The 25,912-nt window shown below is 66.7% G+C and carries 24 protein-coding genes and 1 tRNA gene; 12 read left to right on the top strand and 13 right to left on the bottom strand.

Going from position 1 to position 25,912, the window contains the following annotated elements; all coding sequences use genetic code 11:
• Window positions 1-53: 53 nt before the first annotated feature.
• Entirely contained in the window at window positions 54-1,019 is a 966-nt protein-coding gene (locus AC3ANW_RS03930) for a LysR substrate-binding domain-containing protein (protein ID WP_488343897.1), read from the bottom strand.
• 99 nt (window positions 1,020-1,118) lie between these two features.
• Here AC3ANW_RS03930 and AC3ANW_RS03925 point away from each other — a divergent pair, with 99 nt between their 5' ends.
• Complete coding sequence (locus tag AC3ANW_RS03925; protein ID WP_488343896.1) at window positions 1,119-2,210, top strand: tartrate dehydrogenase; 1,092 nt, start codon at window positions 1,119-1,121, stop codon at window positions 2,208-2,210.
• A gap of 38 nt (window positions 2,211-2,248) precedes the next feature.
• On the opposite strand, the gene mqo is transcribed toward AC3ANW_RS03925, so the two are convergent.
• Complete coding sequence (gene mqo, locus AC3ANW_RS03920) at window positions 2,249-3,910, bottom strand: malate dehydrogenase (quinone) (protein WP_488343895.1); 1,662 nt, start codon at window positions 3,908-3,910, stop codon at window positions 2,249-2,251.
• A gap of 443 nt (window positions 3,911-4,353) precedes the next feature.
• Between mqo and AC3ANW_RS03915 the strand changes: the two genes are divergently transcribed.
• Complete coding sequence (locus tag AC3ANW_RS03915; protein WP_488343894.1) at window positions 4,354-4,842, top strand: GAF domain-containing protein; 489 nt, start codon at window positions 4,354-4,356, stop codon at window positions 4,840-4,842.
• A 104-nt stretch (window positions 4,843-4,946) separates the two neighbouring features.
• Window positions 4,947-5,318 (top strand): response regulator, encoded by a 372-nt coding sequence (locus AC3ANW_RS03910; RefSeq protein ID WP_488343893.1) that lies wholly within the window; start codon window positions 4,947-4,949, stop codon window positions 5,316-5,318.
• A 67-nt stretch (window positions 5,319-5,385) separates the two neighbouring features.
• Here AC3ANW_RS03910 and AC3ANW_RS03905 read toward each other — a convergent pair.
• The 5 genes from AC3ANW_RS03905 to hmgA all read right to left on the bottom strand — a co-directional run bounded on the left by AC3ANW_RS03905 (window position 5,386) and on the right by hmgA (window position 9,926).
• A tRNA-Ser gene (locus AC3ANW_RS03905) sits at window positions 5,386-5,473 on the bottom strand.
• 113 nt (window positions 5,474-5,586) lie between these two features.
• Complete coding sequence (maiA, locus tag AC3ANW_RS03900; protein WP_488343892.1) at window positions 5,587-6,234, bottom strand: maleylacetoacetate isomerase; 648 nt, start codon at window positions 6,232-6,234, stop codon at window positions 5,587-5,589.
• Window positions 6,235-6,254: 20 nt separating this feature from the next.
• The gene (fahA, locus tag AC3ANW_RS03895) at window positions 6,255-7,577 is read right to left on the bottom strand and encodes a fumarylacetoacetase (RefSeq protein ID WP_488343891.1); all 1,323 of its coding nucleotides are present in this window, start codon (window positions 7,575-7,577) and stop codon (window positions 6,255-6,257) included.
• A 26-nt stretch (window positions 7,578-7,603) separates the two neighbouring features.
• Window positions 7,604-8,587 carry a Bug family tripartite tricarboxylate transporter substrate binding protein gene (locus tag AC3ANW_RS03890; protein WP_488343890.1) on the bottom strand — a complete coding sequence of 328 codons (984 nt, stop codon included), beginning with the start codon at window positions 8,585-8,587 and terminating at the stop codon, window positions 7,604-7,606.
• A gap of 31 nt (window positions 8,588-8,618) precedes the next feature.
• Window positions 8,619-9,926, bottom strand: coding sequence for a homogentisate 1,2-dioxygenase (hmgA, locus tag AC3ANW_RS03885; protein ID WP_488343889.1), 1,308 nt, complete (start codon window positions 9,924-9,926; stop codon window positions 8,619-8,621).
• Window positions 9,927-10,045: 119 nt separating this feature from the next.
• Here hmgA and AC3ANW_RS03880 point away from each other — a divergent pair, with 119 nt between their 5' ends.
• Entirely contained in the window at window positions 10,046-10,882 is an 837-nt protein-coding gene (locus AC3ANW_RS03880) for an IclR family transcriptional regulator (protein ID WP_488343888.1), read from the top strand.
• Here AC3ANW_RS03880 and AC3ANW_RS03875 read toward each other — a convergent pair.
• Entirely contained in the window at window positions 10,879-11,757 is an 879-nt protein-coding gene (locus tag AC3ANW_RS03875) for a LysR family transcriptional regulator (RefSeq protein WP_488343887.1), read from the bottom strand. The two genes, AC3ANW_RS03880 and AC3ANW_RS03875, sit on opposite strands and share 4 nt — an antisense overlap.
• Before the next feature lie 72 nt (window positions 11,758-11,829).
• Here AC3ANW_RS03875 and AC3ANW_RS03870 point away from each other — a divergent pair, with 72 nt between their 5' ends.
• The 4 genes from AC3ANW_RS03870 (at window position 11,830) to AC3ANW_RS03855 (ending at window position 16,170) form a co-directional block, all read left to right on the top strand.
• Window positions 11,830-13,110, top strand: a complete 1,281-nt coding sequence (locus tag AC3ANW_RS03870; RefSeq protein WP_488343886.1) for an alpha-hydroxy acid oxidase — start codon at window positions 11,830-11,832, stop codon at window positions 13,108-13,110.
• A gap of 99 nt (window positions 13,111-13,209) precedes the next feature.
• A complete protein-coding gene (locus tag AC3ANW_RS03865; RefSeq protein WP_488343885.1) occupies window positions 13,210-14,199 on the top strand; it encodes a Bug family tripartite tricarboxylate transporter substrate binding protein in 990 nt (329 codons plus the stop codon).
• Window positions 14,200-14,251: 52 nt separating this feature from the next.
• Window positions 14,252-15,232: a Bug family tripartite tricarboxylate transporter substrate binding protein gene (locus tag AC3ANW_RS03860; protein WP_488343884.1), complete on the top strand. Its 981-nt coding sequence runs from the start codon at window positions 14,252-14,254 to the stop codon at window positions 15,230-15,232.
• 17 nt (window positions 15,233-15,249) lie between these two features.
• Window positions 15,250-16,170, top strand: coding sequence for an SMP-30/gluconolactonase/LRE family protein (locus AC3ANW_RS03855; RefSeq protein WP_488343883.1), 921 nt, complete (start codon window positions 15,250-15,252; stop codon window positions 16,168-16,170).
• Between the two features lie 19 nt (window positions 16,171-16,189).
• On the opposite strand, the gene AC3ANW_RS03850 is transcribed toward AC3ANW_RS03855, so the two are convergent.
• Complete coding sequence (locus tag AC3ANW_RS03850) at window positions 16,190-17,095, bottom strand: LysR family transcriptional regulator (RefSeq protein ID WP_488343882.1); 906 nt, start codon at window positions 17,093-17,095, stop codon at window positions 16,190-16,192.
• A 127-nt stretch (window positions 17,096-17,222) separates the two neighbouring features.
• Between AC3ANW_RS03850 and AC3ANW_RS03845 the strand changes: the two genes are divergently transcribed.
• Window positions 17,223-18,206, top strand: coding sequence for a hydroxyacid dehydrogenase (locus AC3ANW_RS03845; protein WP_488343881.1), 984 nt, complete (start codon window positions 17,223-17,225; stop codon window positions 18,204-18,206).
• 41 nt (window positions 18,207-18,247) lie between these two features.
• A complete protein-coding gene (locus AC3ANW_RS03840) occupies window positions 18,248-18,946 on the top strand; it encodes an RraA family protein (protein ID WP_488343880.1) in 699 nt (232 codons plus the stop codon).
• A 7-nt stretch (window positions 18,947-18,953) separates the two neighbouring features.
• Here the strand turns inward: AC3ANW_RS03840 and AC3ANW_RS03835 are convergent, their stop codons facing one another.
• Complete coding sequence (locus AC3ANW_RS03835; RefSeq protein ID WP_488343879.1) at window positions 18,954-19,751, bottom strand: IclR family transcriptional regulator; 798 nt, start codon at window positions 19,749-19,751, stop codon at window positions 18,954-18,956.
• A gap of 96 nt (window positions 19,752-19,847) precedes the next feature.
• Between AC3ANW_RS03835 and AC3ANW_RS03830 the strand changes: the two genes are divergently transcribed.
• Both AC3ANW_RS03830 and AC3ANW_RS03825 read left to right on the top strand, forming a co-directional pair.
• Window positions 19,848-20,816, top strand: coding sequence for a Bug family tripartite tricarboxylate transporter substrate binding protein (locus AC3ANW_RS03830; protein ID WP_488343878.1), 969 nt, complete (start codon window positions 19,848-19,850; stop codon window positions 20,814-20,816).
• Window positions 20,817-20,839: 23 nt separating this feature from the next.
• Window positions 20,840-23,197: a cytochrome P450 gene (locus tag AC3ANW_RS03825; protein ID WP_488343877.1), complete on the top strand. Its 2,358-nt coding sequence runs from the start codon at window positions 20,840-20,842 to the stop codon at window positions 23,195-23,197.
• Between the two features lie 13 nt (window positions 23,198-23,210).
• Here the strand turns inward: AC3ANW_RS03825 and hemW are convergent, their stop codons facing one another.
• From hemW to rph, 3 genes are read right to left on the bottom strand one after another with little or no spacing between them, the layout of a single operon-like run.
• A complete protein-coding gene (gene hemW, locus AC3ANW_RS03820; protein WP_488345351.1) occupies window positions 23,211-24,455 on the bottom strand; it encodes a radical SAM family heme chaperone HemW in 1,245 nt (414 codons plus the stop codon).
• 22 nt (window positions 24,456-24,477) lie between these two features.
• A complete protein-coding gene (gene rdgB / locus AC3ANW_RS03815) occupies window positions 24,478-25,080 on the bottom strand; it encodes an RdgB/HAM1 family non-canonical purine NTP pyrophosphatase (RefSeq protein ID WP_488343876.1) in 603 nt (200 codons plus the stop codon).
• The gene (rph, locus tag AC3ANW_RS03810; protein WP_488343875.1) at window positions 25,077-25,847 is read right to left on the bottom strand and encodes a ribonuclease PH; all 771 of its coding nucleotides are present in this window, start codon (window positions 25,845-25,847) and stop codon (window positions 25,077-25,079) included. Before rph ends, rdgB begins: the two co-directional genes overlap by 4 nt.
• Window positions 25,848-25,912: the final 65 nt, after the last annotated feature.

Here is a 25,912-nt window from a genome sequence, read left to right as displayed (position 1 = left end):
TTAATAACTATTCGGGTAAACCTTGGAGGCCCCGAAAGTGATGCGCCGGCGCATCACCCGACCCTGTCCGCTGGAACCTGCTCGAAGCATTTCTGAAGGTATTCGACGCACACCCGCACCTTGGCCGAATGCACCAGCCGCGACGGATACACGGCCCAGATATTGGCTGGCTGTACATGGCCCGGCAGCAGTTGCACCAGCGTGCCGTCGCGCAGCAGCGGGTCCACGTCCCAGCGCGAACGCAGCACGATGCCCTTGCCGTCCATCGCCCACTGCACCGCGATCTCGCCATGGTTGGACGACAGCGGCCCGCTCACTTTCACGGTATGTGTCCGTCCGCCGGACTGCAGCGTCCACACGCCGAAGGGATGGTCGCGTTCCTTGATCACCAGGCAGTCATGCCCGGCCAGTTCCGCCAGGTTCTGCGGCGCACCGCGCCGGGCGATGTAGGCCGGTGAAGCGCACAGCACCCGGTGGTTGGATGCCAGCTGGCGGGCGATGAGATGCGGCGCGATCTCATCGCCGATACGCACGTCCAGGTCCACGCCCTCGGCGGCCACGTCGACCAGCCGGTCGAACACCTCCAGCCGCACCTGGAGTTCGGGGTAGGCCTCGTTCAGCCGCGACAGCATGGGCGCGACCACCTTGCGGCCGAAGCCGAAACTGCTGCTGATGCGCAACGTGCCGCGCGGCAACCGCCGGGTGACCGCCACCTCCTGCATCAGCTGCTCCATGTCGTCGAGGATGCGCAGCGCCCACCGATAGACCTTATCGCCCTCTTCCGTCACCGTCACCTGGCGGGTGGTGCGGTGCAACAGGCGGGTGCCAAGCGCCTTCTCGAGCAGCTGCATGCGTTTGCTGACGTAGGCCCGCGAAACACCCAGCGCCGTGGCCGCTGCCACGAAACTCGACTTGCGGGCCAGCACCACGAACACCCGAAGGTCTTCGATGGCCGGCGCGGCAGGTCCGGAAAAAGGGGCGGAAATCTTGTCGTTGATCACGATTCGTTGACAAAGCATTCATGCAAAACCGGATTGAATGTATTGCATGACCAATCGAGAATGCAGGCCACTGTTCTCCGTTTTCACCCGTTCCCCAACCATCCAGGACAAAAAGACATGCCAGCCCAACAGTTCAAGGTCGCCGTTCTCGCCGGTGACGGCATCGGCAAGGAAGTGATGCCCGAGGGCCTGCGCGCACTCGAAGCCGCCCGCCAACGTTTCAACCTCGACATCGCCTTCACCACCTTCGAGTGGGCGAGCTGCGACTACTACGCGGTGCACGGAAAAATGATGCCCGACGACTGGAAGGCGCAGCTCGAAGGGTTCGACGCCATCTACTTCGGCGCGGTCGGATGGCCCGCCACGGTGCCGGACCATGTGTCGCTGTGGGGTTCGCTGCTCAAGTTCCGCCGCGAGTTCGACCAGTACATCAATTTGCGCCCGGTGCGCCTGCTGGAAGGCGTGCCCTGCCCGCTGGCCAACCGCAAACCGGGCGACATCGACTTCTTCGTGGTGCGAGAAAACACCGAGGGCGAATACACCTCGCTGGGCGGCGTGATGTTCGAAGGCTCCGACCGCGAGATGGTCATCCAGGAATCGGTCTATACCCGGAAGGGCTCGGACCGGGTGCTGAAGTACGCCTACGAACTGGCCATGACCCGCAAGAAGAAACTGACCGTCGCTACCAAAAGCAACGGCATCGCCATCAGCATGCCGTGGTGGGACAAGTGCGCCGAAGCCATGGGCAGGCACTATCCCGAGGTCGCGATGGACAAGCAGCACATCGACATCCTGTCGGCGCGTTTCGTGTTGCAGCCCGACCGCTTCGACGTGGTGGTCGCCACCAACCTGTTCGGTGACATCCTTTCGGACCTGGGCCCGGCCTGCACCGGCACCATCGGCCTGGCGCCTTCCGCCAACCTGAACCCCGAAGGTGTGTTTCCGTCGCTGTTCGAACCGGTCCATGGCTCGGCGCCGGACATCTACGGCAAGAACATCGCCAACCCGGTCGCCATGGTGTGGTCGGGTGCGCTGATGCTCGACTTCCTGGGCAAAAGCGAAGGCCCGGCCCGTGCGGCGCACGACTGCATGGTGAAGGCCATCCAGACCGTGCTGGTGAACGGCCCGCGCACACCCGACATGGGCGGCACGGCGTCCACCACCGAGATGGGCGTGGCGATCGCCGAGCTGATCGCCAGCCAGGCCTGACCCTGCGAAGGGGTCGGGCGGCCTCGTCCTTGAAGGCCTTAAAGGGCCATGTCGCGAGCCGGCTGGCTCTTGGTGCGGGCGGGTTCACCCTTCACGGCCGGCTGGGGCGTGGGCGACATGTCGATAGCCGGCGCCGGGGTCAACTGCAGTACACCGCCGGTGTAGTTCCATTCCTGGACCACGGCGGCAGGGCTGTCGTTGAGCCGGGTGCCGTAGCTCGGCACGATCTGGCGGATCTTCTCTTGCCAGGCGGGCGTGGCGACCTTGTCCTTGAAGACCTTCTCCAGCACGCTCAGCATGATGGGCGCCGCGGTGGAGGCGCCGGGCGATGCGCCCAGCAGGCCGGCGATGGTGCCGTCCCTGGAAGCCACGATTTCGGTGCCCAGCTTCAGCACGCCGCCCTTTTCGGCGTCACGCTTGATGATCTGCACCCGCTGGCCGGCCTGCCACAGGCGCCAGTCTTCCTTCCTGGCCTGGGGAAAGTACTGCTTCAGTGCATTGAAGCGGTCGTCGTCGGACATCATCAGCTGGCCGGCAAGGTACTGCACCAGGTCGAACTGATCGACGCCCACCTTGGTCATCGGCCAGACGTTGTGGCCGGTGGTGCTGGTCAGCAGGTCGAGGTACGAGCCTTCCTTCAGGAACTTGGTCGAGAAAGTGGCGAAGGGTCCGAACAGGATCACGCGTTTGCCGTCCAGCACCCGGGTGTCCAGGTGGGGCACCGACATCGGCGGCGCGCCCACCGACGCGATGCCGTAGGCCTTGGCCAGGTGCTGCATGGCGACGGTCGGGTTTTCGGTGACCAGAAAGGAGCCGCCCACCGGGAAGGCGCCGTATTCACGCGCTTCCGGAATGCCTGACTTCTGCAGCAGGTGCAGCGCACCGCCGCCCGCGCCGATGAACAGGAAACGTGCGTCGGTCTCGGTGACCGCACCGGTCTTCAGGTTCTTGTAGCTGACGCGCCAGGAGTTGTCGGCGTTGCGGGTGATGTCCTGCACTTCGCTCGACAGCTTCATCGAGAAATTGGGCCTGCCCTGCAGATAACCGGCGAACTGACGGGTGATCTCGCCGAAGTTCACGTCGGTGCCGATCGGCGTCCAGGTGGCGGCCAGCTTCTGCTTCGGGTCACGCCCGGCCATCATCAGCGGCACCCACTTGCGGATCTGCTCCGGGTCTTCCGAATACTGCATCGGGCGGAACAGCGGGCTGGCCTGCAGCGCGTCGTAACGCTTCTTGAGGAAAGCGATGTTGTTGTCGCCCCAGACGAAACTCATGTGCGGCGTCGAATTGATGAAGGAACGCGGGTTGTTCAATACCTTGTTCTTCACCTGCCACGACCAGAACTGGCGCGACACCTGGAAGGCCTCGTTGATCTCGATCGCCTTGGAGATCTCGACCTTGCCGTCCTTGTTCTCGGGGGTGTAGTTGAGCTCGGCCAGGGCCGAATGGCCGGTGCCGGCGTTGTTCCAGCCGTTGGAGCTTTCCTTGGCGACTTCGTCCAGGCGCTCGACCATTTCCATCGACCAGCCCGGCTCGAGTTCGTTGAGCCAGATGCCCAGCGTAGTGCTCATGATGCCGCCGCCGACCAGCAGCACATCGACCTTGCGGGGCTCGGCCGCCGAGGCGGACAGTGGGGCGAACGACAGCGCACCGGCCGCCACCACCAAGCCCAGCACAGCCGGGAACATTCTTCTTTTCATGACCTGATCTCAATCTCGCTTCAATGGACAACAAAACATCCGGCCCAGGCGCGCACGATCACGTGCTGCAGCGATGGCCGGCCGGTCTCCTCCGACGCTTGTCTTGTCTGGTTGGGGGGGTGACATCCGCCCGTGATGCCGGGCCTATGTTGAGTCGCTGCCGTGGAGCCGGTTTTCGGAGCTGGTGCAGGCGGACTGGATGGCTGCCGTTCTAGCGGCGGGTGGCATTTTAGACACCTAGGGTTTACCCCTTGTCATCGGTGGGTCGCCTTGTGCTGGAGGCGCAGGTCGACCGATCTTCGGCGCGGCAGCTTGTCCCGCGCGTGGTTCCGGCCCACGTAGGAAGCCGCCCCGCCCGTGGCAGTGAACTTCCCTACAGCCAGCACACCCTGGCAATGGGACACTCCACCGCCCCCGCAAATGTCGCCCCGAGAAAAACCCAGATGCCCACCACCGCCCCGACCACCTCCGAGTCCTACCAGAAATTCCGGCGTGCATTCGAATCGGAAGGCCTGCGCCCCGCGCTTTCGCAGCTGCTTGCACTGACCGACTACCGGTTCATCGGCCTCTGGCGATTCGAGGAAGGCATGGCTGCGGCGGCGGCGCATTTCGACAGGGAACAGCCGGACCAGCAAAATGCGGACGAAGTGCCGGAGACCGCGACCTACTGCACCATCGTGCGGGACACCGAAGAGCCCTTCATGACCGGCGACGCGATGCTCGACGACCGGGTCACCGGACATCCGGCCCAGGACGTCGTGCGCACCTATTGCGGTGTTCCGCTGATGGACAGTGCCGGTGAAGTGTTGGGCACCCTCTGCCACTACGACGTGGTGCCGCGGGATCCCGAACAGATCAACATCGAACTGATGCTGATGGTTTCGAGTTTCCTGGTGCTGAACGGCCACGTTCCTGCGTATCCCCGTCAATAGGACGATCCGGCCGCTGCCGGTTTCGTCCTACGACCGGGAAGCACCATTGACCTGTGACGCGGGTGGCTCGAACACCTATCGTCATGGCAAAAGACGTACACCACATGCCAGTCCCAGCTTTTCTTGTCGAAGACAACGCGGTCATCCGCAACAACCTCATCCCCACCCTGGCCGAGCTGGGTGGCGTCAGCGTGGTGGCCTTCGCCGAAGGGCAGGCAGAAGCCATGGAATGGCTCCAGAGGCACGAAGGCCTGTGGAACCTGGTGATCGTCGACCTGTTCCTGAAGGAGGGTTCGGGCCTCGGAGTCATCACCGACTGCAAGGCACGCAAGCCTGATTCACAGGTCGTGGTGCTCACCAACTACGCGACCAAGGACATGAAGCGCCGTTGCCTCGAACTCGGTGCCGATGCGTTCTTCGACAAGTCCAGCCAGCTGGACGAGTTTTTCGAATATTGCGAGTTGCACGCCAGTTGAACCTGCTGCTCCGCCATCGCAGAAGTGGAGTCCGGCCCTCGGGCCGATCTGGGGTGCTGCCGGGAGTTGGCGGAAGCGCAGGGATTCGAACCCTGGAAACCTTTCGGTTTGCTAGTTTTCAAGACTAGTGCAATCGACCACTCTGCCACGCTTCCTGTTCCTGTCCATGCAGACTTCCGCACCCGGTCGACAGGTGAGGAAACTGGGAGACCTGCCACCGATCTTCCAGAAAAACGAAGGCCGTAGTGTATCGGCCCTTTGGGCTTTTTCAGCCGGCGTCCGGACAGGCACCCGGCTCAGCGGCCTTGAAAGATTCCAGCGCCGCGCCGGCTTCGTATGCCGCCATCGTCAATGGCAAGCCTGAAAGGTCGCATTCGAAGCGGCGGGCATTGAACACCTGCGGCGCCAGGCAGCAGTCGGCCAGCGTGGGTATGTCGCCATGGCAGAAACGACCTCGCGCATCGGTGGGTACCGCCGCAAGCTGCCTTTCGAAGGCTTCCAGTCCCACCCGTACCCAATGCCGGTACCAGGCGGTCTTGCCCGCATCGTCCACGCCCAGCTCCTGCGTCAGGTACCTGACCACCCGCAGGTTGTTGACCGGATGGATTTCGCAGGCGATGGTCTGCGCCATGGCCCGCACCCGCGCCCGGCCGGTGGGGTCGGCAGGCAGCAGCGGCACCTGCGGAAACATTTCATCGAGGTATTCGACGATGGCCAGCGACTGCGACAGATGCTCGCCATCGTCGGTTTCCAGCAGCGGCACCAGCCCGTCGGGCGACACGCCCAGATAGGCGGCACCAGACTGCTCGCCTCGCACCAGGTGAACCGGCAGGTAGTCGTAGTCCAACCCCTTCAGGTTGAGCGCGATGCGCACCCGGTAGCTGGCCGAGCTGCGGAAGTAGCTGTAGAGCTTCATGCGGGCGATGGCCTACCGATTCACGCACGTGCCGGAAGCACGCGGCCTTCGCATTCGCCGAAACCGATGCTGCGGAAGCCTTCACGGCTGCTGCGGCCGCGCAGCATCACGCTGTCGCCGTCCTGCAGGAAGGTGCGTTTCTCACCGTTCGCCAGCACCAGCGGGTTCTTGCCGCCCATCGACAGTTCGAGCAGGGATCCGCCCTGGCTGGGGTCTTCGCCGGACAGCGTGCCGCTGCCCATGAGGTCGCCCGGCTGCAGGTTGCAGCCGTTGACGGTGTGGTGGGCCAACAGTTGCGACATGGTCCAGTAGGTGTCCTTGAAGTTGGACCGCATCAGGCGCTGGTGCGGCTGGCCTTCGGTGCGCATCTTTTCGGTCTGCAGCCAGACTTCGAGTTCGAGGTTCAGCGCACCGCGGGCGCGTACTTCTTCGCTGTCGAGGTAGGGCAGCGGTTGCGGGTCGCCTTCCGGCCGGGTGAAGGGCATGCGGAAGGGTTCCATCGCCTCCAGCGTCACCACCCAGGGCGACAGGGTGCTGGCGAAGCTCTTGGACAGGAAGGGGCCCAGCGGCTGGTATTCCCAGGCCTGGATGTCGCGAGCGGACCAGTCATTCAGCAGGGTCAGGCCGAACAGGTGCTCTTCGGCATCCTGGATGGAAACCGGCTCGCCCATTTCGTTGGACTTGCCGACGAACACGCCCAGCTCCAGTTCGTAGTCCAGGCGCTGGCTCGGCTGCATCCTCGGTGCGGCATCGTCCGGTCCCTTGGTCTGGCCCTTGGGACGGTGGAACTGCAGGCCGGTGGTGCGCAGCGACGAAGCCCGGCCGTGGTAGCCGATGGGCACCCATTTGTAGTTGGGCAGCAATGGGTTGTCGGGGCGGAACAGCTTGCCGACGGTGGTGGCGTGGTGGATGCCGGCATAGAAGTCGGTGTAGTCGCCGACGCGGGCCGGCATGGCGTATTCGGCCCGGGCCTGCGGCAACAGCGCTGCCTGCCAGTCGGCCTGCCTCGAGGCACCGGCACGCAGCCCTTCCGACAGCGCCAGGCGCAGGGCCACACGCGCGGCGCGGCCCCGGCCCATCAGCGGGTTGAGGCTGCCGGTGTCCGTGCCCTGCAAGGCGGCCGCGGCATCGCCGGTCAGCAGGCCGGCCCCGACCAGCGCAAGCAGGTCGATGACCTGGTCGCCGATGGCGGTGCCGGGCCGGAAGGCCTCGTCGCTGCCCGCAGTGCGGAACATGCCGAACGGCAGGTTCTGGATGGGGAAATCGGTGTCGGCCGCGTTGGCCGATGTCACCCAGCTCTGCAGGGAAACGTCGTGGGTGCTGTCGATTCTGGATTCGGTCATGGGTCGGCTTGAGGTCGGTTGGAACGTTATTCGGCAGACATGCCGGCGCGTTTGGCGACGGCGCCCAGGCGCTGGTATTCGGACTGGGTGAGGCTTTCCAGTTGCTGCGGCGTGGACGATTTCGGCGAGAAACCGGCCTGCGCCAGCTTGTCCTTCACATCGGGCTGTGCCAGTGCCTCGACGATCGCCTGATTGAGTACGGCAACCACGGCCGGTGGCATATTGGCCGGCCCGTAGACACCGAACCAGGGTTCCAGCGCATAACCCGGCAGCCCGGCTTCGGCCATGGTCGGCACGTTGGGCAACGAAGGCGAGCGCTGCGCCCCGGCCACGGCCAGGGCACGCAGGCGGCCCGACTGGATGTGCGGCAACGAGGCCGGCAAGTTGTCGAACATCACGCCGACGGTGTTGCCCAGCAGGTCGTTGATGGCCGGGCCGCTGCCCTTGTAGGCGACCAGGGTCATGTCGGCGCCGACCGCCTGGGCGTACATCACGCCGGCCAGGTGCATCGAGGTGCCGGCACCGGCCGTCGCGTAGGGCAGACCGGGTTGTTTGCGGGCGGCGGCGGTCAGGTCGGCGACGGTCCTGATGGGCGACGTGGCGGGGACTTCCAGCACGATGGTCGAATTGCCCAGCAGGCTGATGGCGGTGAAGTCCTTGCGCGGATCGAAGGGCATGCTCCTGTAGACATGCGGATTGAGCGCATTGGTGCTGATGGCGCCGAAACCGATGGTGTAGCCGTCGGCGGGCGCCTTGGCCACCGCGTCCATGCCGATGTTGCCGCCGGCCCCGCCCTTGTTGTCGATCAGCACCGGCTGACCGAGTTTCTCGGACATCTTCTGGCCGACCGTGCGGGCCACCAGATCGGTGGTGCCGCCGGGTGTGTAAGGCACGATGAAACGGATGGGTTTCTGGGGAAAGTCGGCGGCAAATGCGAACGAGGTGGCGGTGGACGTGACGGCCAGCATGGCGGCCACCAGCAGATTGCGGCGGGGTTGCAGAACGGTCATTTCTTGTCTCTTGGTGTTTGGTTTTTCAGGATCAGGGTGCGAACTGGTCCGGCAGGCCTTGCCAGCATTCCGGATAGTTCATGTCCAGCGCTCCGCCGTCCATCGCAAAGGCGGTCGGCACAAAACGGTAGCGGCTCTCGAACATGAACGCCAGGGTGCCTTCCAGCTTGTGCGGCTTGAGGTCGTTGCCGCTGGCGCGTTCGTAGCTGTCTTCGTCCGGGCCGTGCGGAACCATGCAGTTGTGCAGGCTGGCGCCGCCCGGCTTGAAGCCCTCGGGCTTGGCGTCGTACTGGCCATAGACCAGGCCCATGAATTCGCTCATCAGGTTGCGGTGGTACCAGGGCGGGCGGAAGGTGTCTTCCATCACCAGCCAGCGCGGCGGGAAGATCACGAAGTCGCAGTTGGCGGTGCCGGGCGTGTCGCTGGGCGAGGTCAGCACGGTGAAGATCGACGGGTCCGGGTGGTCGAAGCTGATCGAGCCGATGACCATGAAGTTGGCCGTGTCGTATTTGTACGGCGTCAGGTTGCCGTGCCAGGCGATCACGTTGAAGGGCGTGTGGGTCTGTGGTGCGGTCCACAGCCGGCCGCCGAATTTCTTGACGATCTCGTAGGGTCCCTCCATGCCCTCGCCTGCTTCGGGCGCTGCGATCGGGGCCTGGAAATCACGCGCATTCGCCAGGCCGTTCGAGCCGATGGGGCCGAGTTCGGGAAGGCGGAAGTGGGCGCCGTAGTTCTCGCAGACATATCCACGCGACGGGCCGTCCGGCAGGCCGACCTTGAAGGCGATACCACGCGGGATCAGTGCGATCTCGCCGGGTTTCACCTCCAGCACACCCATCTCGGTTGTCAGGAGCAGCCGGCCTTGCTGGGGCACCAGCAGCATCTCGCCGTCGGCATTGACCAGGGCCTTGCGGTCCATCGACCGGTTGGCCAGATAGACCAGCGAACCCATGCCGCTCTGCGCCTCGACGTCGCCGTTGGCCATCAGGGTGCGCAGGCCATCGACGAAATCGGTGGGTTCCTGCGGGATGGGAAAAGGGTTCCAGCGCAGCGGGTCCGGTGCCATGCTCGCCCCGCCCGCAGCGCCGCTGGTCCACAGCGGCTGCGCATAGGGCCGGTAGCGGCCCGAGACGACCGACGGCTGGCGGCGATACAGCCAGGTGCGCAGGTTTTCGTTCCGCGGCGCTGTGAATGCGCTGCCCGAGACCAGCTCCGGGTACAGGTGCATCGGCGGCTTCTGCGGGCTGTTGCGCCCCTGGGGCAAGGCGCCGGCAACGCTTTCGGTGGCGAACTGGTTGCCAAACCCGCTCTGATAGGCCTGGACAGTCGTGAGGGTCATGATGAGTCTCCGTCTAACGCATTCAGGATAGACGAATCATGGTTTTCACGGACCAGGGTATTTATCTATGCCTAACGAATTAGTTGAAACATCGAACGGATCGCGGGTCTAATTCCGCGGTGAGCAACGACAACACCGAAACCATCCCTTCCGACAGCGGCCAGCGCGGCATCCAGTCCGTCGAGGTCGGCGGCCAGTTGCTGCAGGCCCTCGCCCACCACGGCGCCCCGATGGCATTGAAAGACCTGGCGCGTGGCGCCGGCATGGCGGCCGCCAAGGCGCATCCGTATCTGGTGAGTTTCGGCCGGCTGGGGCTGGTGGCGCAGCAGGACGACGGGCGTTATGCGCTGGGCGCGCTGGCGCTGGAGATGGGCTTGATCAGCCTGCAGCAATCCAGCCCGGTGCATGTGACCACGCCGCTGCTGGCACCGCTGGCGGAACGCATCGGGCAGACGGTCGCCATCGCCGTGTGGGGTGCACGCGGGCCGACCATCGTGCGGGTCGAAGAATCGCCCGAAGTGGTGTTCGCCAGCCTGCGCCACGGGACTGTTTTTTCGCTGGCGGGCACGGCATCGGGGCGGCTGTTCGCTGCCTACCTCGAACCGGCGCGGATGCGCGGCCTGCTGGAAGCCGAACGCGATGCCGCCAGGGCCCCGCCGCGCGCCAGCGCCGGCGCACCCGCGCGTGAGTCCGTGCCTTCGTGGAAGGACTTCCAGCGCCTGCTCGCCGAGGTACGCACCACCGGCCTGGGCCGCTCGGTCAGCGAGATCGTGGAAGGCATCAACGCCATGGCGGCGCCGGTCTTCGGGCCGGGCGGAGAGCTGGTGCTGGCGCTTGTTTCCATCGGCCCGCGCGGCACCTTCAATACGGCGCTGGAGGGGCCGATTGCAGTGGCCCTGAAGGAAACCGCGGGCGAGGCCAGCCGCCGCCTGGGCGGGCGTGCACCGACCGTCTAGGCCGCCTCGGTCCTGGCCGCCGCCACGAAGGCAGCCTCCACGATATCCAGCAGCCGGTGATCGGATTCGGCCTTGCGCCGCACCAGCGACATCTGCCGCACCGGCGCCTTCGGGCCCAGGCTGATCTCGCGGACCGCGTGAGCCATGTGATGCTCCGGCCGCAGCGGCGGCAGCACCGACACTCCCACTCCGGCGCCCACCATGGCGACGATGGCATCGATTCCGCCCAGGTCCAGCAGGGGCTGGCGGTTCGGCACCAGGCCATCGACGAACTGCGCGGCGATGCGCCCCGCCATCAGCCGCCGGTCGAAGCGGATCCAGGGCTGTTCGCGCAGGATCCGCACCGGCGACGCGGACGGCAGGCTGCCAGGCACTACCAGCACCATACGTTCGCTGAGCAGGTCGGCCCACAGCAGCCGGCTCGACCCGCCGGTAGGCGGGCGTATCAGCACCGCGACGTCGATGCGCCCCGCCTTCAGGTCGTCCAGCAGGCCCGGCGTCGAACCCCGCTCGATCTGCAGTTCGATGCCGGGGGCGCGCCGCTGCAGGTCGATGAAGGCCGGCGGCAGCAAGGTGGTCTGCGCCGACTCGGTGATGCCCAGCCGCACTCGCCCGGCGGGCGCCCGCCCGGCCGGGTTGCGCAGCGCCTCGATGTCGGCGATGGACCGGTCGACCGTGCGCGCCACCTCTCGGGCGAAGGCGGTCGGCTGCACATGCCGGCCGGACCGGTCGAACAAGGGCTGGCCGAAATAAAGCTCCAGCTGTTTCATCTGCAGGCTGACCGCGCTGCGTGTGAGGTTCACCTGCTCGGCCGCCGCCGACAGGCTGCCGTGCGACACGACGGCGGACAGCGTGGCCAGGAACTGCAGTTTCATGTCGAGATTTTCTTGCGGATGGAACGACGAATCATCGCCCACGTCTGGCGCGATGCTCACTAGCATCGAACGATGCAAACACAAACCCAATCCATCCCGGTCGCCCCGGCCGTTGCCCGCCGCAGGCTGCAGGACTATCCCGTCTCCAGCCACACCTCCCCGCGCCACACGGCGGCCGGCGGCTGGGTGGTGCCCAAGCGCCTGCGGGGCGTGCTGTCGCTGGCCGACTTCGAGACCATGGCCCGCAAGCACCTGCCCGGCCCGGTGTTCGCCTATGTCAGCGGCGGCTGCGAAACCGACCGCGCCATGCGGGGCAACGACGATGCCTTCGCCGACCACGACTGGGTCACGCGTGTCTTCACCAACACCTCCGAACGCAGCCTGTCGACCAGCCTGTTCGGCGAGCAGTGGGATGCGCCTTTCGGTATCGCCCCCATGGGTGTCAGCGCCCTGTCGGCCTACCGGGGCGACCTGATCCAGACCCAGGCCGCCGCCGAAGCCAACATCCCGGACATCATGAGCGGCTCCTCGCTGATCCCGATGGAAACCATCGCCAAGGCCAATCCGCGCGCCTGGTTCCAGGCCTACGTTCCCGGTGAACCGGCACGCATCGCGGCCCTGCTCGACCGGGTCGAAGCCGCCGGTTTCCGCACCCTGGTGGTGACCGCGGACGTGCCGGTGTCGGGCAACCGCGAGAACAATGTGCGCGCCCGTTTCTCGACACCGCTGCGGCCCGACCTGCGGCTGGCCTGGGACGGCGTCACCCATCCGCGCTGGCTGCTGGGCACCGCCATGCGCACCCTGGTGAACCACGGCATGCCGCACTTCGAGAACTCGCACGCCACCCGCGGCGCACCCATCGTGGCGCGTAACGTGATGCGCGAATTCGGCGCACGCGACCACCTGGACTGGAGCCATGTCGCGCAGATCCGCGCCCGCTGGAAGGGCCGGCTGGTGCTCAAGGGCATCCTGTCGCCCGAAGACGCGCTGACGGCCCGCGACCACGGCGCAGACGGTGTGATCGTGTCGAACCACGGCGGTCGCCAGCTCGACGCATCGCTGGCGTCGTTGCGCGCCCTGCCGGCGGTGGCAGCCGCCCTGGGACCGGACTATCCGGTGATGATCGACGGCGGTATCCGGCGCGGCAACGACGTGCTGATGGCGCTGGCCCTGGGTGCGAAGTTCGTTTTCGTCGGCCGGCCCTTCAACTACGCGGGCGCAGTGGGCGGCCAGCCGGGTGTCACCCATGCCATCGGCATCCTGGCGACGGAGATCGCCCGCAACATGGCGATGCTGGGTGTGCTCAGCCCGTCGGAGCTGGGGCCGCAGCATCTGAGGCGCCGCGACTATTGATCACCAGAAGCATTCATTGACGGAAAACATTGCATTGGACGGTATCGGTTGCAGCTTTCAGAATTTCGCCCTGAATCCAGAACAACCGAGACACATCCAATGCAACGACGCCAATTGATCCGGAGCGCCGCTGGCGTGGCCACCCTTGCCAGCCTCGGGGCGGCCAGCATCACCGCCTTTGCACAGGCGCCCTGGCCTTCGAAACCCATCCGGTTCGTGGTCCCCTTCCCGCCGGGCGGCGGCACCGACACCACCTCGCGCCTGATCGCCGACAAGTTCAGCACCCTGCTGGGCTGGACGGTGGTGGTGGACAACAAACCCGGCGCGGCCGGCAACATCGGGCTGGACGCGGTCGCCAAGTCGGCGCCGGACGGCTACACCATCGGCATGGGCCAGGCGTCCAATCTGGCCATCAACCCGGCGCTGTACGCCAACATGCCCTTCAACCCGCTGAAGGACTTCACACCCATCGTTTCGGTGGCCGAACAGCCGGTGGTGCTGGTGGTGCGCGCGGACTCGCCCTTCAAGACGCTGGCCGACTTCGTACAGGCGGCAAAGAACAAACCCGGCACCCTGAGCATCGCCCAGGCCGGCAACGGCACGGTCGGCCACCTGGCCGGCGAGATGCTGGCACGCCGCGCCGGCATCCAGGTGCTGCAGGTGCCCTACAAGGGCGCCGGCCCCGCCATGACCGACCTGCTGGGCGGCCAGGTCGCCGGCTATTTCGGCAACAGCGTTTCGGTGATGACCCAGCTGCAGGCCGGCAAGGTGCGGGCGCTGTGCCTGACATCCGCGAAACGACTGCCGGCACTGGCCCAGGTGCCGACCGTGGCCGAACAGGGCTACGCCGGTTTCGAGGCGGTCACCTGGCTGGGGCTGGTCGGCCCGGCAGGTTTGCCGGCCGAGGTGGTGAACCGCATCAACCGCGAGACGGTGCAGATCCTGGCCCGCAAGGATGCGCAGGACCGGCTGGCCGCCGAAGGCAGCGTGCCGACACCGGGCACGCCGCAGCAGTTCTCGCAGCTGGTCCAGGCCGAATACGCCAAGTGGGGCACGCTGATCCGCGAAGCCAGCATCAAGCTGGACTGAAGCGTCGGCCGGCAGGGCCGCCCGGGGTTCACCGAAAAACAGGAGACGAATCATGGTTTTCAAATTTCGTCCGGCGTTCGTGCTGGGCGCCAGCCTTGCGCTTGCCACTTTCGCAGGCAGCATCCACGCACAGGAAAAATGGCCTGACAAACCGGTCCGCATCGTCGTGCCCTATGCAGCCGGCGGCACCACCGACTACGCTGCGCGGCAGGTCGCGCAGAAGCTCACCGAGCAGTTCGGCGTGTCATTCTTCGTCGAGAACAAGGCCGGCGGCAGCGGCACCATCGGCACCCAACTGGTGGCGAAGGCGCCGCCCGACGGCAGCACGCTGCTGACCAACGACACCGCCTACACCATGCTGCCGGCGCTGTTCTCCAAACTTCCCTGGGACCATGCACGCGACCTGGTGCCGGTCACCACGCTGCTGGAGACGCCGGTGGTGCTGGTGGTGCCGGCCAACTCACCCTACCGCAGCCTCGCCGAGTTGCTGGCGGCCGCAAGGCAGAACCCTGGCAAGCTCAATTTCGGCTCGGGCGGCGCCGGCAGTTCCACCCATCTGCAGGCCGAGGTGTTCGACAAGGAAGCCGGCGTGCAGCTCACCCATGTGCCCTACAAGGGCGCGGGCGAGGCCATGCTGGGCTTGGTGTCCAGCCAGGTCGACGTGCTGATCACCGCCAGCCCGACCGCCATTCCGCAGATCAGGGGCGGCAAGGTGCGGGCCCTGGCGGTCACCGGCACCCAGCGCCTGGCAGCCCTGCCCGAGGTGCCCACCTTCACCGAAACCGGCCTGCCCGGCTATGCCATCGGCAACTGGTTCGGGCTGGCGGCGCCACGCGGCACCAGCCCGCAGATCGTCGACAAGCTGCAGCAGGCCGTTGTCAGGGCGCTGGCCGAACCCGCCCTGCGCGAACGACTGGTCGAACAAGGCGCCCAACCCGGCGGCCAGTCTCCGGCGGGGTTCGCCGAACGCATCCGCAAGGACACCGTGCAGTGGACCGCCGCCGCCCGTGCCGCCGGCCTCACACCGCAATAGAACCCGGTATCCGAACCATGTGGAACCTATCCTTCGAGCCGCCGAAAATCATCGAGGCCAGGGTGCTCACCCGCCTGCCCGACAACCTCCGCCAGCCGCGCATCAGTGCCTGGAGCGAGGCCAACAAACCGGGACAGGCGATCGACAGTTTTCTGGAAGGCCCTTCCTTCGACCGCGAAGGCCGGCTGTGGGTGACCGACATTCCCAACGGCCGCATCTTCTGCATCGACGACCAGCTGCGCTGGCACCTGGCCTGCCAGTACGACGGCTGGCCCAACGGCAGCGCGTTCCACCGCGACGGCAGCCTGTGGATCGCCGACTACCGTCGCGGAATATTGAAGCTGCAGCCTGGCGCGGCACAGCCCGGGTCCGTGCTGGCTACCCGCAGCAGCGAATCCTTCAAGGGCGTCAACGACCTGACCTTCGACAACACCGGCCGCTGCTATTTCACCGACCAGGGCCAGACCGGCCTGCAGGACCCGAGCGGCTGCGTCTACCGGATGCAGACCGACGGCAGGCTCGACACCCTGCTGCACAACGTGCCCAGCCCCAACGGTCTGGCGCTGACACCCGACGGCAGTGCGCTGTACCTTGCGGCGACTCGCGCCAACGCCATCTGGCGAACGCCCTTGCCGGCGGCGGGCGGCACCAGCAAGGTCGGCGCCTTCCGCACCTTCTTCGGCAGCAGCGGGCCGGACGGACTGGCGGTCGACGTCGACGGCCGGCTGCTGGTCGGTCATGCCAGCCTGGGCGGCGCCTTCGTCGTCAACCCGCGCGGGGAAATCACCCACTACGTGCGCAGCCCGGTGGGCGCCACCGTCACCAACCTGTGCTTCAGGCCGGGCAGCCGCGAACTCGTGATGATCGAATCGCAGACCGGTGCCGTGCTGGTCGCGGAACTGCCGGCCGAAGGCCTGGCGCTCTACTCGCACGCATGAACCGGCAGCCGCTGCCGGCCTAGCCCTCGACCGCGTCGAACAGGCTCTTGCCGTGCGCATGCAGCAAGGCGATGAGCCGGGTGGCGGCCGGTGAGAGCGGCTTGGCGCGCGGATAGGTCAGGCCGAAATTGCGTATCAGCGTGGTGGCGGCGAGCGGCACCTCCCGCAGCCGTGTGGCGTTGGCCTTCAAGGTCCGGCGCGACACGAAGCTCAGCAGCGCGGTGCCGGCGATGACCTGCGGCACCAGGGGAATCGAATTGGTCTCTATCTGAGTCGACGGCGGCGGCAGGCCACGGCTGGTGAAGGCCTGGTCCAGCCACACACGGCTGGCGACAGCGCTGTTGGGCAGCGCCCAGCGGTAAGCCGACAGCGACTCGAGCGACGGCCGGCCTTGCTGGAAAACCGGATGGTCCTTGCGCGCGACCACCACCACGATGTCTTCCAGAAGGGTGTCGCAATCGAACTCGTCTTCACGCTCCGGCACGAAGCCCAACACCATGTCGATGCGGCCGTCGCGCAGCTCTTCTCGCAGTTCGTAGTTCATGCGGATGGTGAGGTTCAGCTGCACATCGGGCGCCTCGGCCAGCAGCAGGCCGCAGATGCGCGGCAACAGGTATTCGGCTCCCAGCGGGCCGGACCCCAGCCGCACCAGGCCGGCGGTGCCCCGCCCCAGCGCCTGGATCTCGTTGCGTACCGCATCGGCGTTGTGCAACAGCGGCGCGGCGCGGGCCATCAGTGCCTGGCCTGCAGCGCTGAGGCGCTGGCCCCGGCCGTCACGTTCGAACAGCCTGGCGTCCAGCGAAGCCTCCAGCCGGTCGATAGCCTTGGTCAGCGTGGGCTGGCTGCGAAACACCTGCTCGGCCGCACGCCGGGTGTTGCCGGCCTGGGCCACGGCGAGAAAGTACTTAAGGTCGCGCAGGTCCATCTGTATTGATCACCAAAACGATTCAGAAGCGGAAGATTTTAAATTGGACCGCATCGATCGATGCCCACAAAATTCGGGCGACCGCAGGCCGCAAGAGCCTGCTTTCGATTTTCCCCAAGACAACGCCATGCCTTTCACCATCTTCGTGACCGCTCCCGGACTCGCCAGGGCCGGCGCAGACCTTCTCGCCGCCGCCGGCTGCCGTGTGATCTACATGCAGGACGGCGACAGAGTGGCCGAGGTGGAACACATCCTGGCGACCGAACCGGTCGACGCGGTCATCTCCCGCACCGTGCAGCTCAGCGGCAAGGCCATCGACGCGTGCCCGACGCTGAAGGTCATCTCCAAGCACGGCGTGGGTGTGCCCAACATCGACGTCGAGGCCGCCACCGCACGGGGCATACCGGTCTATGTGACACCGGGCGCCAATGCGCAGTCGGTGGCCGAACTGACTCTTGGACTGATGTTCGCCGCCGCCCGCCGCCTCGGCTGGATGAACAACGAACTCCATGCCGGCCGCTGGAGCCGCGCGCAGGACGGCATCGAACTGCGCGGCAAGACCATCGGGCTGGCCGGCTTCGGCCAGATCGGCCAGCGGGTCGCCACCGTCTGCCAGGCCATCGGCATGCAGGTCGCGGCCTTCGACCCGGCCTTGTCCGGCAAGCAGAGTCCGGTTGCGGGCGTGCGGCTTGTCGACAGCGTCGACGCGCTGATGCCGCTGTCCGACGTGCTGAGCCTGCATGTGCCGTTGAACAAACACACCCGCAACATGATCGGTGCGGCACAGATCGAGCGGCTGCCGGCACAGGCCATCGTGATCAACACCGCCCGCGGCGAGGTGGTGGACGAACCGGCGCTGGTCGCCGCCCTGCGTTCGGGCCGGCTTTTTGCTGCCGGCCTCGACACCATGGCCGTCGAACCGCTGCCCGCCGACAGCGAACTCGCCGCCCTGCCCAACGTGGTGCTGACACCGCATGCAGGCGGCTCCACTCCTGCAGCCCTGGCCGGCATGGCCAGCGGTGCGGCACGCAATGTGCTCGGCTGGCTGCAGGGCGAACCAGCGGATGCGTCGGCCTGCGTCAATCCGCAGGTGCTGACCGCCACCGTCTGAATCCATTTTCCGAAGAGCACGTTTTTCGAAGAGACATTCCCATGACCACCGCAGACCACAAACAATGGCCCCCGGGCTACCGCATCAATCCGCGCGCCGAAGGCCCGTCACCTGAAGTGGTGGACGGTTTCCGCACCATGCCGGCGGCCGCCATCGGCGATGCGATGAGCCGCAACGTCGGCACCATCGGCCTGCGCCAGTACCACGCACGGCTCGACACGGTGCTGTGCGGCCCCGCCGTCACCGTACGGGTGCGTCCCGGCGACAACCTGATGATCCACAAGGCGCTGATGATGGTGCAGCCCGGCGACGTGCTGGTGATCGACGGCGGCGGGGACGTCAGCCAGGCGCTGGTCGGCGGGCTGATGCGCACCACCTGCATCGTCAGGAAGCTCGGCGGGCTGGTCATCGACGGCGCGGTGCGCGACCTCACCGAATGGGCCGAGGACGGCATGCCGATCTTCGCCCGCGGCCACACCCATCGCGGCCCCAGCAAGGACGGCCCGGGCGAGATCAACGTGCCGGTCAGCGTGGCCGGCATGGTGGTGCTGCCGGGCGACCTGATCGTGGGTGATGCCGATGGCGTGGTCGCCATTCCGTCGGCCGATGCGGCGGATGTCCTGGTGAAGACCCGTGCGCACCTGGAGAAGGAAGCGAAGATCCGCGCCCAGAATCTGGCCGGCACGTCGGACCCGGAGCGCTTCGACGCCGCCCTGCGCGCCAAGGGCCTGCCGGTCTGATGCGCCTTCAGGCTGCCGCTGCCGCCCCCAGCCGCGCGCTGGTGTCGGTGGCTTCGGCCAGCACCGCTTCGGCTACCGTGCCGCCGAACGATGCATCGAACCCGCCGGTCGCGCCCAGGGCACAGATCACCGCGCACACCCGGCCGTTGAAATCGTAGACCGGTGCCGCCACCGCACTGATGCCGCGCAGGTAGGTGTCGACCACGATGCCGCAGCCCAGCTGGCGTACCTCGGCCTGGATGGTCTCGACCGGCTTGCGCGCCGGCAAGGCGGCGCGCTGGCCCGGCGTGGCGGCGGCCAGTTCTTCGTCGGCCATCTGCCGCACCCGGGCTTCGTCCAGCAGGCCCAGGAACACACGCCCGGTGGCCGACCACAACAGCGGCATCACCGAGCCGGCCCGGGCATTCAGCGTGACCGGCAGGCCGGGTTCCTCCATCCGCATGATGGTCGGACCCCGGTTGCCCATCACCGCCACGAAACAGGTCATGCCCAGGCTTTCGCGCAGTCGTATCAGCGATTGTTCGGCGAACCGGATGGGGTCGGCCTGCCGCATGGCGGCCAGGCCGATCTGGATCGCCTCGGGCCCCAGGTAGTACTGCGGCGAATGCGCGTCCTGCGCCACGAAACCTTCTTCGACCAGGCTGGCCAGGTAGCGGTGCACCTTGGCCGGGCTCTCGTCCACGTGCTGCGCCAGTGCGCTCAACGTGGCCCGGCCGCCCAGCCGCGCCAGGCCCTTCAGCACGGCCATGCCGGTTTCGGCGGATTGAACACGTTGGCGGCGATTGGCAATGGGAAGGTCGGACATCGGCTCAAGGGTAAACGCCAGATTCGAGATTACGCAATGCGTACAAAAATTACGCTATTCGTATTTTCCCATGACAAGAAAGAGACGGAGACCTGGATGAACAAACTGATCGCGAGTTGCCTGCTGGCGCTGCCGCTGCTGGCTTCCACCGCCACGATGGCGCAGACATTTCCGACGAAACCAGTGCGCTGGGTGGTGCCGTACGCGGCCGGCGGTGGCTCGGACTTTTTGGCACGCACCATCGGACAGCCCTGGTCGAACGCGGTCGGCCAGCCGGTGCTGGTGGACAACAAGCCGGGCGGCAACACCGCCCTGGGCGCAGCTGAAGTCGCTCGTTCGCCAGCCGACGGCTACACCGTGCTGTCGGCCGACAACGGCACCCTGATCTTCAACCCGGTGCTCTACAAGTCGCTCAGCTACAACCCCGAGAAAGAGCTGGCCCCGGTCACGCTGATGGGCCGTTTCCCGATGATCCTGGTGGTCGGCCCGGCCAGCACCGCCACCAGCGCCAAGGACTTCATCGCCCAGGCCAAGGCACAGCCCGGCGGCACCAACTACGCATCGGCCGGCGCCGGCAGCCCGCACCACCTGGCGATGGAGTTGCTGAAGTCGGAAGCCGGGCTGTTCATGGTCCACGCACCCTATCGCGGCGCCGGCCCCGCCCTGGCCGATGTGGCCGGCGGACAGGTGCCGGCCATGATGGTCGACCTGGCCGCGGGCTCGGGGTTCATCAAGGGCGGCAAGGTGCGCCCGCTGGCCGTGGCCAACGCCACCCGCCTGCCGCAACTGCCCGACGTGCCGACCTTCGCCGAGCTGGGTTACAAGAATGTCGAGGCCGCCGCCCTGGTCGGCCTGATGGTTCCGGCCGGCACGCCGCCGGCCACCGTCACCGCCATCAACACCCAGGTGGTGGCCGCCATCAACGACCCGGCGGTGCACAAGAGACTGGTCGACTTCGGCGTGGAACCGGTGGGCAACAGCCCGGCCCAGTTCTCGGCGCTGATCAAGACCGAGAGCGTGAAGTGGCACAAGCTGATCCGTGACCTGAAGATCACGCTGGACTGAAAAGAAGAACAAGGAGCCTCCCGATGACCACAGCCGAAAGCGTCCGACCCGCCGGTGTCTGCCCTGTCGCGCATGGGGCGACGACCGCCGCGACAGCGCCCAACGGCTGCCCGGTCAGCCGGCAGGCCGCCGACTTCGATCCCTTCGAGGACGGCTACCAGCAGGACCCGCCCGAATACGTGCGCTGGGCGCGCGAAAGGGAGCCCATCTTCTGGAGCCCGAAGCTGGGCTATTGGGTGGTCACCCGCTACGAGGACATCAAGGCGATCTTCCGGGACAACATCACCTTCAGCCCGTCCAACGCGCTGGAAAAGATCACACCCACCGGCCCGGAGGCCAACGCGGTGCTGGCTGCTTATGGTTTTGCGCTGAACCGCACCCTGGTCAACGAGGACGAGCCCGCACACATGCCGCGCCGCCGTGCGCTGATGGACCCTTTCACGCCGGAAGAACTGAAGCAACACGAACCGCTGGTGCGGCAGCTGGCGCGTGAATATGTCGACCGTTTCATCGACGACGGCCGGGCCGACCTGGTCGACCAGATGCTGTGGGAAATCCCGCTGACCGTGGCCCTGCATTTTTTGGGCGTGCCCGAGGAAGACATGGACACGCTGCGCAAATATTCCATCGCGCACACCGTCAACACCTGGGGCCGGCCCAAACCCGAAGAGCAGGTGGCCGTGGCCCATGCCGTGGGCAACTTCTGGCAGTTCGCCGGCAAGGTGCTGGACAAGATGCGCGAGAACCCCGAGGGCGGCGGCTGGATGCAGTACGGCATCCGGAAGCAGCGCGAACAGCCCGATGTGGTCACCGATTCGTATCTGCACTCGATGATGATGGCCGGCATCGTCGCCGCGCACGAGACCACCGCCAACGCCACGGCCAACGCGATGAAGCTGCTGCTGCAGCACCCCGACGTCTGGCGCGACATCTGCGAAGACCCGGGCCTGATCCCCAACGCGGTGGAAGAATGCCTGCGCCACAACGGCTCGGTCGCGGCCTGGCGCCGCCTGGTGACGATCGACGCCCGGGTCGGCGGCATCGCGCTGCCTGCCGGCTCGAAACTGCTGATCGTCACCTCGTCGGCCAATCACGACGAAGCCCATTTCGCGGACGCCGACCTGTTCGACATCCGCCGCGACAACGCCAGCGACCACCTGACCTTCGGTTACGGCTCGCATCAGTGCATGGGCAAGAACCTGGCGCGGATGGAGATGCAGATATTCCTGGAGGAATTCAGCCGCCGCCTGCCCCACATGCGGCTGGCCGAACAGGTTTTCAGCTACTTGCCCAATACCTCGTTCCGTGGGCCCGAGCATCTGCTGGTGGAGTGGGACCCGGCCCTGAACCCCGAACGCCATTCGCCGGCATTACGCCGACCCGAAACGCCGCTGCCGGTGCGTATCGGCGAGCCATCGAAAGGCGCGATCAGCCGGCCGGTGGTGGTCGAAAGCGTCAGACGTGCAGCCGACGGCATCGTGAAGATCCGGCTGGTGTCGCCCGACGGCCGCGCCATGCCGCGCTGGACCGCCGGCTCGCATGTCGACATCGAATGCGGCCGCCCGGGCCTGTCGCGCCAATATTCCCTGTGCGGTGACCCGGCCGACACCCATGCGCTGGAAATCGCGGTGCTGCACGACCCGCAGAGCCGTGGCGGGTCGGCCTGGGTACACCGAAGCCTGGAGGCCGGCGACCGGCTGAAGATCCGCGGGCCGCGCAACCACTTTCACCTGGACGAGTCGGCGCGGAGATTCATCTTCGTCGCCGGCGGTATCGGCATCACGCCGATCAGCGCGATGGCCCGGCGGGCGCGGCAACTGGGTGTGGACTATGTGCTGCACTACAGCGGCCGGTCGCGCGGCAGCATGGCCTTCCTGGCGGAGCTGCAGGCGCTGCACGGCGAGCGGCTGGTGGTGCATGCGCAGGACGAGGGCCGGCGCAACGACCTGGCGGCACTGCTGGCCACGCCTGAAGCGGGTACGCAGGTCTATGCCTGCGGGCCGCGACGCATGCTGGAGGCGCTCGAAGAGCATTGCGCCCGCTGGCCGGAAGACGCCCTGCATGTGGAGCACTTCGAATCGACCGTCGCCACGCTCGACCCGTCGAAGGAACAGGCCTTCGAGGTCGAATTGAAGGACTCCGGGATCGTGGTCCAGGTGCCCGCCGACCAGACCCTGCTGACCGCCCTGCGCGCCGCCAACATCGACGTGCCGAGCGATTGCGAGGAAGGCCTTTGCGGATCGTGCGAAGTGCAGGTGGTCGCCGGCAGTGTCGACCACCGCGACCTGGTGCTGACCCGTGCCGAACGCGAGGCCGGCGGCCGCATGATGACCTGCTGCTCGCGTGCCTGCGACGGCGGTCGGCTGGTGCTGGAACTCTGATCCGTCGGCCGGATCAGTCGGCCAGGAACAGCGCCTGCAGGTCGCTGAGGAAGTCGAAGCCGCGTTCGGTGGGCCTTACCGAATGCAGGTCGCGCGTGATGAGGCCATTCTTCTCGGCGATGTCCAGCGGCTGGTTGATGGCGGCGACCGAAAGGCCGGTGCGGTCGCTGAAATCCTGCAATGCAAAACCGTCGCGCAGGCGCAGCGCGTTCATCATGTATTCGAAGGGCAGGTCGGCACGGGTGACATCGTTTTCCTGCGCCAGCGGCCGGCCGGCCAGGGCTTGCCGCATGTACAGCTCGGGCTCGCGAAAACGCACCTGCCGCACCACGCGGTGGGCGAAGGTCAGCTTGCCGTGCGCACCTGCGCCGATGCCCAGGTAGTCGCCGAAACGCCAATAGTTGAGGTTGTGGCGGCAGGCATGGTCGCCACGCGCGTAGGCCGAAATTTCATAACGCGCCAACCCGTCCGCACCGGTCATGGCGGTGATGCGGTCGAGCATGTCGTAGGCGTCGTCTTCTTCCGGCAGGCGGGGCGGATGTTTGGCGAACATCGTGTTGGGCTCGACCGTCAGGTGGTAGATCGACAGGTGCGGCGGCTTGAACGAAAGCGCTGTCGCCACATCGGCCTCGAGCTCGGCCATGGTCTGGCCCGGCAGCGCGTACATCAGGTCCAGGTTGAAGGTATCGAAGGCGCTGGCGGCCTCTTCGAGCGCGGCCCTGGCCTGGGCACCGTCATGCACCCGGCCGATGGCTTGCAGGTGCCTGTCGTCGAAACTCTGCACACCCACCGACAGGCGGGTGACGCCCGCCGCGCGGAAGGCCCGGAAGCGGTCGCGTTCGAAGGTGCCGGGGTTGGCTTCCAGCGTGATCTCGCAGTCGGGCGCCAGCCGCAGCCGGGCGCGGATGGCGCCGATCAGGCGTTCCATCGATTCCGGCGAAAACAGGCTGGGCGTGCCGCCGCCGAAGAAGATGCTGATGACGGTGCGGCCCCAGACCAGCGGCAGGGACACCTCCAGGTCGGCGATCAGGGCGTCGACATAACGATCCTCGGGCACGCCGCCGGCATGGCGCGACTCGTGCGAATTGAAGTCGCAATACGGGCACTTCTTCAGGCACCAGGGCAGGTGCACATACAGCGACAGCGGCGGCGGCGCGCCGAAACGCAGGGTGCCGTCGCGCATGTAGTGCACCGGGTCGGACAGGGCTCCGTCTGCCCGCACGGCAGTGTCCGGCGTGTGGGCCACCAGCGGCGGCATGGGATTTTTCGGCAGGATCAAGTCAGGACATCCAGCGATCGAGCACCAGCTCGCACATCACCCGGGCGGCCATGCCGCGGTGGCTGACCGAGTTCTTCACCGCAGGCGGCAACTGGGCGAAGGTCTTGCCGAACTGCGGCAGGAACATGACGGGGTCGAAACCGAAGCCGTTGTCGCCGACCGGCTCGCGGGTGATCTCGCCGGCGGCGCGGCCGGAGGCTATCAGCGGTTCGGGGTCGTCTGCCGAACGTACGCCGACCAGGGTGCTGACCAGCGCGGCACGTCGGTCGTCGATGTCCGCCATCTGCTCCAGCAGGGCACGCACGTTGTTGGCGTCGCCCTTGGCGTAACCGAACTTCGTGGCGTAATAGGCGGTGTCCACGCCCGGCAATCCACCGAAGGCGCCGACGCACAGGCCGGCGTCGTCGGCGATGGCGGGCAGGCCGCTTTCGCGGGCCGCGTGGCGGGCCTTGGTGAGGGCGTTCTCGACGAAGGTGCGATAGGGTTCCTCCGCCTCGCCGATGCCCAGGGCGCCCTGCGCGATCAGTTCTACGCCCAGCGGCGCGAACAGCGCATCCAGCTCGGCGAGCTTGCCCTTGTTGTTGGAGGCCAGGACGATCTTCATGCGGCCAGCGCTGCGCCCTGCAGGGTGATCAGTTCGTCGATGCCTTTTTCTGCCAGCGCCAGCAATTGGTCCATTTCCTTGCGGGTGAACGCCACGCCTTCGGCCGTGCCCTGCACTTCGACGAAGTGGCCGGCGCCGGTCATGACGACGTTCATGTCGGTGTCGCAGGACACGTCCTCGGTGTATTCCAGGTCGAGCAGCGGCACGCCGCCGACGATGCCGACCGAGATGGCCGCCACATGGCCGGTGATGGGCGAAGCGGCCAGCTTGCCGGCGGCGAGCAGCTTGTCGACCGCATCCTGCGCAGCGACGAAGGCACCGGTGATGGCCGCCGTCCGGGTGCCGCCGTCGGCCTGCAGCACATCGCAGTCGAGGTGGATGGTGCGTTCGCCGAGTCTGGTCAGGTCGAACACCGCGCGCAGCGAACGGCCGATGAGGCGCTGGATTTCCTGCGTGCGGCCGCTCTGCTTGCCGCGTGCGGCTTCGCGGTCGCTGCGGGTGTGGGTGGCGCGCGGCAGCATGCCGTATTCGGCGGTGACCCAGCCTTCGCCGGAACCGCGCTTGTGCGGCGGCACTTTTTCTTCGACCGATGCGGTGCACAGCACCTTGGTGTTGCCGAACTCGATCAGCACCGAACCTTCGGCGTGCATGGTGAAAGCGCGGGTGATGCGTACCGGGCGCAGGGAATCGGCAGCGCGGCCGTGGCGCACGGGGGCTCCCTGCGCGTTGAGAATGGGAAACACGGAGACGGTGGAAGTGGATGTCATGGGGATCGAAGAAATACGTGAAAGTGAAAAGTGGCTGGCCGCCGGTGCAGGCCGCGCCGCCAGGT

It is taken from the genome of Xylophilus sp. PBN-3R, from assembly GCF_057747805.1.
The sequence above is the reverse complement of the archived record's forward strand: the minus strand, read 5'-3'. Positions and strand labels throughout refer to the sequence as shown.